Here is a 12,308-nt window from a genome sequence, read left to right as displayed (position 1 = left end):
GGACGGACTCCCCGTACTCGCCGTTCGCCCCCGCCGCCGAGGAACTCGGCTACACCGGCGACCCCACGCTGGAGCCGTCGCCGTTCTTCACCTCGATGCACGGCTACCGCCTGCGCGACCAGAATTCGTGACTCAGGAGCACCCCCTCATGACCGACCCCCAGACGATCCGCGCGGGCGCACAGAGCATTGCCGTCCGCAAGGACCTCCGTGTCCCGATGCGCGACGGCGTGACCCTCGCGGCCGACACCTACAGCGGCGTCGACGACACCCCACGGCCCGCGCTCGTGGCCCTGAGCCCGTACGGCAAGGAGCTCCAGGCCCTCGCGCTGACCACCCCGCCGCAGCGCCGGCCCAGCCCCATGTGGGACGGCTGCATCGAGGCCGGCGACATCGCGCGCGTCGTCAAGGAGGGGTACGTCCACGTCATCGGGGACCTGCGGGGCTCCGGCGCCTCCGAGGGCGAGCACATCGGCAACTACAACGCCGGCGGCGTCTCGCTGGGGCAGGACGCCTACGACTTCATCGAGTGGGTCGCGGCCCAGCCCTGGTGCGACGGCAACGTCGGCATGATCGGCATCTCCTACTTCGGCTCGATGCAGGTACTGGCCGCCGCCGAGCGCCCGCCGTCCCTCAAGGCCATCTTCGTCAGCGGTGGCCACTACGACTTCTACGAAACCACGTACCACGGCGGCGTCATGTGGTTCATGCCCCGCGCCGCCCGCGAGGGCCGCGGCGGCGACTCCGGCTGGGCCTTCACCGACGGGGTCACGTCCCGCATGCTGGAGACGTATTCACCCGAGGAGATCAAGAAGCGCGTCGCCGAACGCCTGAAGGACCCGGACGTGGCCGCCTGGCCCAACCTGGTCCATGTCCTCAACTACCCCAAGAACCACGAGGCGTGGTTCGACATCGTGATGAACGACCTCGACGGCGAGTGGTACGAGGAGCGCAACCCGATCACCCTCGCGCCGGACATCGACATCCCGGTCTGGCTCCAGATCGACCAGGGCCGCGGCTGGACGATGGACGGCACCATCGAGCTCTTCCACGCGCTCAAGGGTCCCAAGAAGCTCGACATCGGCCCCTACCCGCCCATGCAGTCGCGGCCCTTCGTCGAAGAGCACGACAAGATGTTCCGCTGGTACGAGTACTGGCTGAAGGGCGTCGACAACGGGATCATGGGCGAGCCGACGGTGACCGTGCACGTCGAGGGCTCCCGGCAGTACGTCACCGGCGCCCAGTGGCCGCCGAAGGACGCCGAATACCGCCCGCTCTATCTGCGCCCCCGGCACAAGCTGTCCTTCGAGCCCGAGGCGATGGGCGCCGAGCACGCCGTGCCCGACGGCTTCTACCAGGCGCCGCTGACCGTCACCGACAAGGTGGAGATCCTCAGCTGGTCCACCGAGCCGTTCACCGAGCCCACCGAGATGATCGGCCAGGGCGCGGCACACCTGTTCGCCGAGATCGACCAGCCCGACACCAACTTCATCCTGCGCATGTGGGACGAGGCCCCCGGCGGCAAGCGGCAGCTCATCACGACCGCCTACCTCAAGGCGTCGCACCGCGAGCTGGACGAGGAGCGCACCACCGAGGGCGACCCGCACCATCCGCACACTCGAGCGGTGCCGGTCGAACCGGGGAAGATCGAGGAGTACGTGCTGCGGGTCTACCCGTTCGCGGCAACCGTCCTGCCGGGGCACCGGCTGGTCGTGGAGCTGTCCAACGACGAGCCGTTGGCCGACGAGCACAACGCGCTGCTGCCACCGGACGCCTTCCACCTGCCGGTGGGCCGTCCCGTCACCCACAAGATCTACCGGGACGCCGCGCACCCCTCCCGGCTGGTGCTGCCGTTCACGACCACGGCTCTGCAGTGAGCTTCTTTCCACCTCATGCTGGTGCTGCAGCGGGGATTTCGCAGCTAGATGGGGCCGAGGTGTGCGAGCCAAGTGGTGGACGCAGGCCGGCACAAGGCCCTGGTGATCCGGAGGCTCTGTGGACCTTGCCGGCATTGCCGGGTCGACGCACGACCTGACCGCCGCTCGCATCCAGCGGAGCGCGGCGCTGCGCGAACGACCGGCGCGGCCCCTTCCGAGGGGCCGCGCCGACCGTCGTGGCGACGCCTTCCGTATGGCCGTCCGGGCGTCACTCCGGGGACGTCAGGCCGCTGCGAGCGCGGCGCGGGCGTCGACGCGCTGGTGATGGAGGCGCATGACCTGCCGGGCGACCGGCTGGGCGAGCAGCGCCTCGATGAGGAACGCGATGGTGCAGTTCCGCGGCCACAGGTGTGCGAACTGCTCCAGGGGTTCGGTGGAGATCCGCCGCGCGCCGATCCACGTGCCGACCACCGTCATCACGAGGGAGATCAGCAGCACGCTGCACAGCGTGTGCAAAACCATGTGGGCGCGGAAGCTGTCGCCCGGGCGCACGAATCGTGAGGTGAGCAGCTGGGCGGGCTTCATCGTCAGCAGGACGACGACCACGACCGCGATCAGCAGGGCCGGCATCATCTGCAGCAGGCCGGTCCACATGGCCAGGGTGAAGCCGGAGGTCAGGCCGCCGATCACCACAGGGATGGTGTTCACTGAGATTATGGCGATGACCAGCATGAACGCTACGGATTCCTTCGGGTTGCGTGGCAGGTGGGTGTGAAAAGGGCTGTCGCTCACAGTGCAGTTCCTCGTCGCTCGATACGGAGACCGGCCATAAAAAAAACAGCGCCCGTCTCCCGAGTCGGCTCGGGAGGCGGGCGCTGTTTCGAAATGCTTGTACGCGCCGGACTTCGCAACCAAGAATACAGGACCGCTGCGTCTGTCTCGCGCGAGGATGGCGCTGTGCGGCCGATGCCCATTCCTACGGCAGGGCTCGGCCCTGAGACTTGTGAAACTGCTTGGCGGCATGGCGTCACCGTTGGCGGTCCCGCGGCAGCGGTACGGCAAGCGGCCGCCTCGTCCACCAAGCCGAGTACTTGGACCAGCCCACCGTGGCAGGCGTGGTCGGCCAGTTTCTGATCATGGGTTCTCCCTGTTCGAGAGCGGCTTCGGCCCGCCCTCAGCTCGTCTTCGCGCGCCTCGGCCCTCCGGGCTGCTCGCAGCGAGGCGCGCGTCGCGCGTCCACGCCTTGCCGACGGGGTCCCGGGTTCCCTGATCGGGGCCCTTGGCTGACTGACTGCTCGGCGGTCGGTCCCGGAGGACGCGGCTGAGGTGGCCGGGGCGGGGACGAGGAGGAGGGCCGTGAGCCGGGGCGCGGCCGTGACGCTCGTATGACGCTCCGGTCCCCGCCAGGGCGTTCTGACGCGCGCGAGAGGGGGTGTGACCTGCAGGTTTCCTGGGCGAGGGAATCCGGACATCTTTCCGATGACCCAGCATGTCGAGTGCGTCGCGATCCTTGAGCCTGCTGAAAAGGGCCGCTGACCTGCCGTTTCTCGTAGTGTGCGTTATGGGCGTTACATGCGTTAGGTGCGATATCTTGACGCATATTCGACGCACGTGACGCACGTTTGACGCACGGACGGCGCGATCTCTGATGGGCCATCATGCGTACTTGGTGATCGTCGGATGGAGTCCTCAGCTGTGTGGCCGGAGGCACCCCGAAGTGGCTGGGGCATTGGCTGCCGAGCTGTTGGCTACCCCTGCCCCACCGGCTTCTCGGTAGTGACGTTCCGTGACACTGGGGGGCCGGCGCATGTTGCGTCAGGGGCCGTATGGGCTCCATTGCCCGAGAAAGGGCCTGAGATCGTCGGCTCGTGGTTCGGGGATGTCGGGCAGCCGGGACGGTGTGTTCAGCGAGCCGAGGCGCCCCACGCGTGCTGTCGCCCAGCCGGTCCATGCTTCGGCTTGGGTCCTGGCCTGACTTGGGGGCATGGTCTCGCGCTTCTGGCGGGTCGCGCCAAGCCAGCAGGTTGGAAGAGGCTCAGTGCCACGCGCCTGAGTTCGTCTGGGTCGGCGTGACGGCTGGAGGGGACAGTTCGGTTCCGGATTCCGGTAGACCTCAGCACCCGGGAGTCAGACGGGTCCTAGCGAGGGATTGGGATCGCCATGGCGTTGTACGGCGTCTGTGGAGTCGGTGGGAGAGGGAAGCGGGCGTTGGTGATGTAGAGCCGGTTCCCGTACACGTCGGCCGCGACGGGGGTGTCGAAACGGGGGTCGGTGACCGTACGCACCAGGCGGCCGGAGTGCCCGGTGTGGTCCAGGCGGATGACGGCGAGGTCGGAGACCGTAGGTGCGTAGAGGGTGCTCCCGTGCACGAGGATGCCGTTGGTCGTGCGCAGCCGGGCCTCTCCGAGGTCGACCTTCCGCGCCCGGCCCGTCGCGGGATCCACCCGGAACAGGCTTCCTCCTTGGGCGTGGATGTTGACCACCAGCAGCGCCCTGCCGTCCGGCGTGGCCGCGATGCCCGTTGCCGTGAGTCCGTCCAGCGGCCCCTGCTCCCATTCGTCGGACAGCGACAGCGTCACCACCCCGTCCCGTGGCGGCAGCTCGCCGTCGGGGCCGAGGGGAAGTCCGTAGAGCTGTCCGGCGAAGGCGTCGGTGCACCACACCATACGGGGGGTCAGGACGACGTGGTCGACGAAGGTGTCGGCGACCCCGACGTCGTACGTCCGGAGCACCCGCCCGGTGACACCGTCCATGACGGTGATCGTCCGTCCCCAGCCTCCCGCGATGAACAGCCGCTGGCGGCCGTCGACCCGGAGGCCGGCAGCGTAGTGTCCTTCGCCGAAGCCGGGGTGGATCAGCGTCCCGTCGCCGGTGGCCAGCCGGACGCGGTAGACGTCCCCACCAAGCAGGGAGCCGAAGTACGCGTACGGGGCGGGCCCGATTCCGATGCCCGCCGGATGGAACCCGTCCGGCAGGTGCAGGGTCGTGGGCCAGTCCTCCGCGCGCCGCCGCTCGGTCTGCGCGGCGGCTGGTCGCCCGCCGGCCAGCACGGCGGCGCCGAGAGCGGTTCCGATGCCGAGCAGGCGCCGTCGCCGAACGCCCGGACCCGAGCCCCGTACGGTCGCCCGGTCGGCAAGGGGCTGCCCGGCTCTCATCGCGTGCGCGCGTTCTATCGCTTGTCTGTTCATCATCTCCATGAGCGGCACTCTGGTCCTGTCCGCCTGAGAACGGCTCAAGTCCGGCCTCATCGCAGGTCTGCACCACGGCGCTCCGGCGGTCGCCCCGCGGTGCCCTATCCGGCTTCAACCGTCGCTTGAGCCGTGCGCCGCAGCCTGGGCGTCCGGGGGGCCACTCCCCGCGGGGATAGCGCAGCCCGAGCGGCGCAGGCGAAAGGAACACGCTGAGATGATCTCCAAGGACCGGAGTGCTCGTCTCCGGAGGGCCTGCCCGGGGGGCCGGCCGTGACGCGCCGTGTGGTCGTCACCGGGATCGGGGTCCGCGCCCCGGGCGGAAACGGCGCGAAGGAGTTCTGGGAGCTGCTGACCGCAGGACGGACGGCCACGCGTCCGATCTCCCTCTTCGACGCTTCTCCGTTCCGCTCCCGGATCGCCGGGGAAGTCGCCTTCGACCCCGTGGCCGAGGGACTCACGCCACGTCAGGTCCGCCGGATGGACCGGGCCACGCAGTTCGCGGTCGCCTGCGCCCGTGACGCCGTCGCCGACAGCGGCCTGGCACCCGGTGAGCTCGATCCGCACCGGATCGGGGTGAGCCTGGGCACCGCCGTCGCCTCCGCCACCAGCCTGGAGCAGGAGTACCTCGTCCTCTCCGACGCGGGCCGGGAGTGGGAGGTCGACCCGGCGCACCTGTCCCCGTACATGGCCGACTACCTCAGCCCCGGCGTGATGCCGGCCGAACTTGCCTGGGAGATCGGCGCCGAGGGCCCGGTGACCATGGTCTCCGACGGCTGCACCTCCGGCATCGACGCGGTCGGACACGCCGCTCAGCTCATCCAAGAGGGCACGATCGACGTGGCCGTCGCGGGCGCCACCGACGCCCCGGTCTCACCGATCGTCGTGGCCTGCTTCGACGCGATCAAGGCGACCTCCAACCGCAACGACGACCCGGAGCACGCCTCTCGGCCTTTCGACGGCACGCGCAATGGTTTCGTGCTCGCCGAGGGCGCCGCCGTGTTCGTCCTGGAGGAATACGAGTCCGCCCGGGCCCGCGGCGCGCACGTCTACGCCGAGATCGGCGGATACGCGACGCGCTGCAACGCGTACCACATGACCGGATTGAAGAAGGACGGACGTGAGATGGCGGAGGCCATTCGGACGGCACTGGACCTGGCACGTCTCGACCGCACCGCGGTGGACTACGTCAACGCGCACGGCTCCGGCACGAAGCAGAACGACCGCCACGAGACGGCGGCCTTCAAGCGCGTGCTCGGACCGCACGCCTACGATGTCCCGGTCAGCTCGATCAAGTCGATGGTGGGGCACTCGCTGGGCGCGATCGGCTCGATCGAGATCGCCGCGTCGCTGCTGGCCATCGAGCACGGCGTGGTGCCCCCCACAGCGAACCTGCACACTCCGGACCCCGAATGCGACCTGGACTACGTACCGCTGACCGCCCGGGAGCAGCGGGTGGACAGCGTGCTCACGGTGGGCAGCGGGTTCGGCGGCTTCCAGAGCGCGATGGTGCTGCACACCCCGGAGCTGACGGCATGACGGCGGTCGTGGTCACCGGCCTCGGGGTGGCGGCCCCGAACGGCCTGGGCATCGACACGTACTGGAAGTCGGTCCTGGCGGGCCGGCATGGCATCGGCGAGCTGACCAGGTTCGACAGCACGTCGTATCCCGCCCGGCTGGCCGGACAGATCGAGGACTTCGACGCAGCCGAGCACCTGCCCGGCCGACTGCTCGCGCAGACCGACATCTCCACCCGGTACGCCCTCGTCGCCACCGACTGGGGGCTGGCCGATGCCGGTCTGGGAACCGCTCCGGAGGAACTCGCCGACTACGACATGGGGGTGGCCACCTCCACCGCCCAGGGCGGCTTCGACTTCACGCACCGGGAGTTCCGGAAGCTGTGGACACAGGGGCCGAAATTCGTCAGTGTCTACGAGTCCTTCGCCTGGTTCTACGCCGTGAACACCGGGCAGATCTCGATCCGCAACGTCATGCGCGGACCGGGATCGGCCGTGGTCGCCGGGCAGGCGGGCGGGCTCGACGCCCTCGGCAACGCCCGCAGGGCGGTACGGCGCGGCACCGCGCTCATGGTGGCCGGAGGGGTGGACTCGGCCCTCGACCCGTGGGGCTGGGCCTCTCAGCTGGCCGGGGGCGGGATCAGCACGGTCCCCGATCCGACCCGCGCCTACCTGCCCTTCGACGTGGACGCCTCCGGTCACGTCCCTGGCGAGGGCGGTGCCCTCCTCGTCCTAGAGGACGAGCGGTCCGCCGGGGAGCGTGGCGCGCCCCGGATCTACGGCCGGATCGCCGGCCATGCCTCGACCTTCGACCCGCCGCCGGGGTCCGGGCGCCCGCCAGGCCTGCACCGGGCGGCGGAACTGGCGCTGGCCGACGCGGGCCTGACACCGGACGACATCGACGTGGTGTTCGCCGACGCGTCCGGTCTGCCGGAGCGGGACCTGGCCGAGGCCCAAGCCATCGCCGGGATCTTCGGCCCGCGGGGTGTCCCGGTCACCGCCCCCAAGGCCCTCATCGGTCGACTGCACGCGGGGGGCGGCCCGATGGACGTCGTGACCGCGCTGCTGTCCATCCGGGACGGTGTGGTCCCCATGACCCCGCACACCACACGCGTGCCCGACGCGTACGGCCTCGATCTCGTGCTGCACGAGCCCCGCCCCCTGCCGGTCGGTGCCGCGCTGGTCCTGGCGCGGGGCAGGCACGGCTTCAACTCGGCCGTTGTCGTGACCAGGGCGAACCACTAACCGCTCGATTCCTCAGCAATAGGGAGAACACTGTGTCGATCATGAACTTCGGCGATCTGAGGCGAATTCTCGTGGCCAGTACCGGCGAGGAGGAGGTCGCCGAACTGGACGACCGCGCCGCGGACACCGTATTCGCGGATCTGGGAGTCGACTCGCTGGCCTTCATGGAGAGCGTGGCCGCCATCGAGCGCGAGTTCGGCGTGGAGCTATCCGAGGAGGCGGTCGCGGAGACCCGGACCCCCCGCGAGCTGCTCGACCTCGTCAACAGCGTGTCTGCGAACGCGAGCTGAGCCGCGCGGCTCATCACCAACCGGAGGAGCACCCTTGTCAGCACTGAAGCGGCATCGCGCCGAGCACAGCCTGGTCGTTTCCGCGCCCGCGGCGCAGCTGTACGCCGTGATCGCGGACGTGACCCTGTGGCCGGCGGTGTTCGGCCCCACGGTGCACGTCCGTCATCTGGAGCGCGGCGAACGCGCCGAGCGCTTCGAGATCTGGGCGACCGTCGGCGACGGAATCAGCCGGTGGACGTCCTGCCGCACCCTGGATCCGGCGGGGCTGCGGGTCACCTTCCGACAGGACCACAGCCGTCCGCCGGTCGCGTCGATGGAAGGCGAGTGGGCCCTGCGGGAACTGCCCGGCGGCGACACCGAGGTCGTCCTCCTGCACGACTTCACTGTCGTCGACGACGATCCGGAGGCGGTCGCCTCGGTCAACGCGGCGCTGGACCGGAACAGCGAGGCGGAATTGGCGGCGCTCGCCCGGGTCGCCGGGCGGGGGTACCCCGTGGCGGACCTGGTCTTCTCCTTCACCGACCGGCTGGAACACACCGGACCGGCCGCCGAGGCGTACGGGTTCGTCCGCCGTGCCGAGCTTTGGGCGGAGCGACTGCCGCATGTGGAACGCGTGCGGCTCACCGAGGACGCCCCCGGAATCCAGGACCTGGAGATGGACACGGTCACGGCCGACGGGTCGCGGCACACCACCGGGTCGGTGCGGGTCTGCCGGGACCCGGAGTGGATCGCGTACAAGCAGCGGGTGACGCCGGCGCTGCTGGCGGGCCACAGCGGCCTGTGGACGTTCTCCGACGGGCCGGACGGGCCGGTCGCCACCGCCCGGCACACGGTGGCGCTCGACCCGGACGGCCTGGAGACGGTCCTCGGCTCGGGCGCCACGGTCGCCGACGGCCGCGCGTACGTACGGGAGGCTCTCGGCCGCAACAGCCTGGCCACGCTGACGAGGGCCGCCGAGCACGCCCGGACCGCCGTCGGCCGACCGTGAGCCGGGTCCCGGCGCCCGCGGTCCGCCGGCCGGGACCCGTCAGCCGGCCGTGCCGGAGAGTTCCAGCGCCTCGGCGGCGGCGGCGAGGATCTCCAGCCGGCCGTCCAGGGACGTGGCCGCCGCCGACACCATCACGCCGAGCGTGGTGACACCGGCGTCCGCGTAGGCGCGCATCCGCTCGGCGATTCTGGGAACCGGTCCGACCAGGGCCGTGCGGTCGATGAGGTCCGGCGGTACCGCGGCGGCCGCCCCGGCCCGGTCGCCGGCCGCGAGCCGCTCCCGCATGACGGCGATCTCGTCCCCGAACCCCATCCGGCGCGCCAGCGCGCAGTAGAAGTTCCGCTCGAGGTCACCGATGCCCAGCAGGTACACGTACTGTCCGCGCAAGGCGTCCACCGCCGTGTCCGGATCCTGTCTCTTATACACATCCCCGCCGACCGGCGGCCGCCCCGGATCTCGACCAGGGCGTCGGCGACCGCCTCCGGCGAGGTGAACACCCCGATCCAGCCGTCGGCGATCTCTCCCGCGAGCCGTAGCGCGCGGGGGCCCACCGCCGCCAGGTAGACGGGGACGCGGCGGCCGGGCGGTTCGGTGAGCAGGTGCAGTGGCGCCCCGCTGTCCTCGGCGGACAGCCGGAAGTGCCTGCCCTCGAACGTCACCGGATCGCCCGTCAGCGCCCGCCGCACGATCTCGACGTACTCACGGGTGCGGGCCAGCGGTGCGCCGAAGGGCACGCCGTACCAGCCCCGCGACACATCGGGGTTGGAGACGCCGAGCCCTGTCTCTTATACACATGGCGGCCGTGAGCGCCGCCATCCCCGGCGGACGGCCGGGGATCTGCATCACGCCCGAGGCCAGGGTGATCGTCGAGGTCTGCCCGGCGACCAGGCCCAGCACACTGGCGGCGTCCGAGCGGTAGCCCTCGGGGGCCAGGACCATGGCGTAGCCCAGCCGTTCTGCGGCGCGAGCCAGGTCGCCCGCGCCCTCGTAGGTCAGGTTTGCGGCAAGTCGCATGCCAACTCCTCGGCAGGGCCGTCGTTCAGATGAGGTGGGCGCCGCCGTCGACCAGCAGCACCTGTCCGGTCGTGTACGTGGACCCGACCAGTTCCAGGACCGCCTGGGCGATGTCCTGCGGCGTGCCGACGCGGCGCAGCGGTGTGGTCTGCCGGACCATGTCCGCGATAGGGGCGAAGAAGGGTTCGTCCCGTGTCCAGGGGGTCTCGACCAGACCTGGTGCCACGGCGTTCACCCGTACCTCCGGGCCGCACACTTTGGCCAGCAGGCGGGTCATGTGCTCGATGGCGGCCTTGCTGACGGCGTACGGGACCGAACTGCCGGCGGGGCGGCTGCCCGCGACGGACGAGACGTTGACCACCGCGCCGTTCCCGTGCGCCCTGAGATGGGGCATTGCGGCCACGGTGGTCTGCCAGGTGCCGAAGACGTTCAGCGCGAAGACGTCTCGCCAGAGCTCCGGGGTGGCTCCCTCGAGGTCGGCGTGTGGTACCGGCCGGGTCATCCCGGCGTTGTTGACCAGGACGTCGAGCCGGCCGTACTCCTCGACGGTCCGCGCGACCAGGTGCCGGGCCTGCTCCTCCACGGAGATGTCGGCCCGTACGTAGACCGCGTCGGGCAGGGCGGCCGCCACCTTCCGCCCGTTCTCGACGGAACGGGCGGAGTTGATCACCAGGCGGTATCCGGCGGCGGCCAGCCGGCCGGCCACCGCCTCCCCGATGCCCGAGGAGGAGCCTGTGACCAGCGCGACCGGGGCGGAGTGCGGTGTGTTCATCAGTAGTTGCCCAGTCCGCCGCAGACGTTGAGCGCCTGCGCGGTGACCGCGGCGGCGTCGTCACCGACCAGGTACTCGACCATCGCCGCTACCTCGCGCGTCTCCACGTACCGCTTCAGCGGCACTCGCGTGGTGATGCGGTCGAAGGCCTCGTCCGTGCTCACATCCCAAATGGCGGCGTAGTGCTCGCGTACGCGCGCGGCCATCGGGGTCTCGACGAAGCCGGGGCACACCGCGTTCACGGTGATGCCGGTGGCGGCCAGTTCGAGGCCGAGGGCCTTGGTGAAGCCGACGACGCCGTGTTTGGAGGCGGAGTACGGGGCGGCGTGGACCACGCCCTGCTTGCCGCCGGTCGAGGCGATGTTGACGATGCGGCCGCGGCCGCGCGCGAGCATGCCGCCGGTGTTCAGGACCTCCTTCGTCATGACGAAGACGCTGTTGAGGTTGGTGTTTATGACGTCGAGCCACAGGTCGTCCGGGATCTCGGCCGTGGCGCCGCCACCGCTGCGGCCGGCGTTGTTGACCAGGATGTCCACCGGCCCGTAGCGCTCCACGGCCGCGGCCACGAACGACCGGATCTGATCGTGGTCCGCGACGTCGCAGACGCTGCCGTCCGCGTCGTACCCTCGCTCCCGGAGTTCCCGGACGCGGTCGGCCAGCTCGTCGCCCTTGCGCGCGCACAGGTAGACCCGTGCTCCCAGCCCGGCCAGACGGGTCGCGATCTCCAGCCCGATACCGCTGCTAGCTCCCGTGATCAGGGCTACGGGCTTGTTCGCCTCAGGCATGGTTCCTCCAGTTTCACCGTGAAGTGGACGTCGGTGACTCTGGCGACGCGGGCTAGAATCCGGCTGGACCACGGCATGAGCCGACGCGGTCGAGCGGCCTTCGAGCGGGGACCGGCAGCGTAAACGGGAGGAAGCGCACACCGAGCCGCCCGGAGGACCCGATGACCGGCACCACCCACGTATCGACCGACCTCTACACGGAGGTGACCCAGTTCTACGCGCACCAGATGCAGGCGTTGGACGGCGGCCGCTTCGAGGACTACGCCGCCACGTTCACCCCGAGCGGCACGTTCCAGCACTCGCCTCAGGCCGATCCCGCGGTGGGCCGGGCGGGAATCGTGGCGGAGCTGGTCAGGTTCCACAAGCGGTTCGACGACGACCCGGTTCGTCGGCGCCACTGGTTCAACCATGTGGCCCTGACACCACGGGAGGACGGTGCCATCGACTCGACCGTGTACGCGCTGGTGGTCACGGTCCGGCCGGGCGGCAAACCGGAGATCACCCCGAGCTGTGTCGTGCACGACGTTCTCGTTCGGGAGGAGGGCCGGGTGTTGACCCGCTCGCGCACGGTGATGCACGACCAGATGTTCTGACCGGGGGAGTGGCTACCCCGACCGGCGGGCGGCTCGAACG

11 protein-coding genes and 1 pseudogene are annotated in these 12,308 nt (G+C 70.4%); 6 read left to right on the top strand and 6 right to left on the bottom strand.

Translation table 11 applies throughout. The annotated features are described in order from the left end of the window. Window positions 1-148: 148 nt before the first annotated feature. Entirely contained in the window at window positions 149-1,876 is a 1,728-nt protein-coding gene (locus IH13_RS0121435; protein WP_031086840.1) for a CocE/NonD family hydrolase, read from the top strand. Between the two features lie 282 nt (window positions 1,877-2,158). Here IH13_RS0121435 and IH13_RS0121430 read toward each other — a convergent pair whose 3' ends face one another. Together IH13_RS0121430 and IH13_RS0121425 are read right to left on the bottom strand one after the other, a co-directional pair. Continuing rightward, on the bottom strand, window positions 2,159-2,668 hold the full coding sequence (locus IH13_RS0121430) for a DUF2798 domain-containing protein (protein ID WP_031086838.1): 510 nt from the start codon (window positions 2,666-2,668) through the stop codon (window positions 2,159-2,161). Between the two features lie 1,346 nt (window positions 2,669-4,014). Further along, complete coding sequence (locus IH13_RS0121425; RefSeq protein ID WP_234433346.1) at window positions 4,015-5,067, bottom strand: NHL repeat-containing protein; 1,053 nt, start codon at window positions 5,065-5,067, stop codon at window positions 4,015-4,017. A gap of 270 nt (window positions 5,068-5,337) precedes the next feature. Here IH13_RS0121425 and IH13_RS0121420 point away from each other — a divergent pair, with 270 nt between their 5' ends. From IH13_RS0121420 to IH13_RS0121405, 4 genes are read left to right on the top strand one after another with little or no spacing between them, the layout of a single operon-like run. After that, entirely contained in the window at window positions 5,338-6,603 is a 1,266-nt protein-coding gene (locus IH13_RS0121420) for a beta-ketoacyl-[acyl-carrier-protein] synthase family protein (protein WP_031086835.1), read from the top strand. Continuing rightward, on the top strand, window positions 6,600-7,826 hold the full coding sequence (locus IH13_RS0121415) for a ketosynthase chain-length factor (protein ID WP_031086832.1): 1,227 nt from the start codon (window positions 6,600-6,602) through the stop codon (window positions 7,824-7,826). The genes IH13_RS0121420 and IH13_RS0121415 overlap by 4 nt, the downstream gene beginning before the upstream one ends. 41 nt (window positions 7,827-7,867) lie before the next feature. Continuing rightward, window positions 7,868-8,116, top strand: coding sequence for an acyl carrier protein (locus IH13_RS0121410; RefSeq protein ID WP_031086829.1), 249 nt, complete (start codon window positions 7,868-7,870; stop codon window positions 8,114-8,116). 34 nt (window positions 8,117-8,150) lie between these two features. After that, window positions 8,151-9,104 carry an aromatase/cyclase gene (locus IH13_RS0121405; protein WP_031086827.1) on the top strand — a complete coding sequence of 318 codons (954 nt, stop codon included), beginning with the start codon at window positions 8,151-8,153 and terminating at the stop codon, window positions 9,102-9,104. Window positions 9,105-9,143: 39 nt separating this feature from the next. On the opposite strand, the pseudogene IH13_RS38040 reads toward IH13_RS0121405, so the two are convergent. From IH13_RS38040 to IH13_RS0121390, 4 genes and pseudogenes are all read right to left on the bottom strand, one after another. Next, window positions 9,144-9,838, bottom strand: a pseudogene (locus IH13_RS38040) (LLM class flavin-dependent oxidoreductase). Next, window positions 9,804-10,118: an LLM class flavin-dependent oxidoreductase gene (locus IH13_RS45580; RefSeq protein WP_267883866.1), complete on the bottom strand. Its 315-nt coding sequence runs from the start codon at window positions 10,116-10,118 to the stop codon at window positions 9,804-9,806. Before IH13_RS45580 ends, IH13_RS38040 begins: the two are co-directional and overlap by 35 nt. A 25-nt stretch (window positions 10,119-10,143) precedes the next feature. Beyond that, the gene (locus tag IH13_RS0121395) at window positions 10,144-10,890 is read right to left on the bottom strand and encodes an SDR family NAD(P)-dependent oxidoreductase (RefSeq protein ID WP_031086826.1); all 747 of its coding nucleotides are present in this window, start codon (window positions 10,888-10,890) and stop codon (window positions 10,144-10,146) included. Continuing rightward, entirely contained in the window at window positions 10,890-11,675 is a 786-nt protein-coding gene (locus IH13_RS0121390; protein ID WP_031086824.1) for an SDR family NAD(P)-dependent oxidoreductase, read from the bottom strand. Before IH13_RS0121390 ends, IH13_RS0121395 begins: the two co-directional genes overlap by 1 nt. A 161-nt stretch (window positions 11,676-11,836) precedes the next feature. Between IH13_RS0121390 and IH13_RS0121385 the strand changes: the two genes are divergently transcribed. Further along, window positions 11,837-12,268, top strand: a complete 432-nt coding sequence (locus tag IH13_RS0121385; RefSeq protein ID WP_031086823.1) for a nuclear transport factor 2 family protein — start codon at window positions 11,837-11,839, stop codon at window positions 12,266-12,268. Window positions 12,269-12,308 lie beyond the last annotated feature (40 nt).

This window comes from Streptomyces sp. NRRL WC-3549 (genome assembly GCF_000721935.1).
Taxonomy (GTDB): Bacteria; Actinomycetota; Actinomycetes; order Streptomycetales; family Streptomycetaceae; genus Streptomyces.
Note: the sequence above shows the minus strand (reverse complement) of the source record. Positions and strands in the feature narration are given on the sequence as shown.

What these genes read in the sequence shown, in the direction of transcription:
- IH13_RS0121435 (WP_031086840.1), top strand. Translation starts at nt 149, where the DNA reads ATGACCGACCCCCAGACGATCCGCGCGGGCGCACAGAGCATTGCCGTC.
- IH13_RS0121425 (WP_234433346.1), bottom strand. Translation starts at nt 5,067, where the DNA reads ATGATGAACAGACAAGCGATAGAACGCGCGCACGCGATGAGAGCCGGG.
- IH13_RS0121415 (WP_031086832.1), top strand. Translation starts at nt 6,600, where the DNA reads ATGACGGCGGTCGTGGTCACCGGCCTCGGGGTGGCGGCCCCGAACGGC.
- IH13_RS0121410 (WP_031086829.1), top strand. Translation starts at nt 7,868, where the DNA reads ATGAACTTCGGCGATCTGAGGCGAATTCTCGTGGCCAGTACCGGCGAG.
- IH13_RS45580 (WP_267883866.1), bottom strand. Translation starts at nt 10,118, where the DNA reads ATGCGACTTGCCGCAAACCTGACCTACGAGGGCGCGGGCGACCTGGCT.
- IH13_RS0121395 (WP_031086826.1), bottom strand. Translation starts at nt 10,890, where the DNA reads ATGAACACACCGCACTCCGCCCCGGTCGCGCTGGTCACAGGCTCCTCC.
- IH13_RS0121390 (WP_031086824.1), bottom strand. Translation starts at nt 11,675, where the DNA reads ATGCCTGAGGCGAACAAGCCCGTAGCCCTGATCACGGGAGCTAGCAGC.
- IH13_RS0121385 (WP_031086823.1), top strand. Translation starts at nt 11,837, where the DNA reads ATGACCGGCACCACCCACGTATCGACCGACCTCTACACGGAGGTGACC.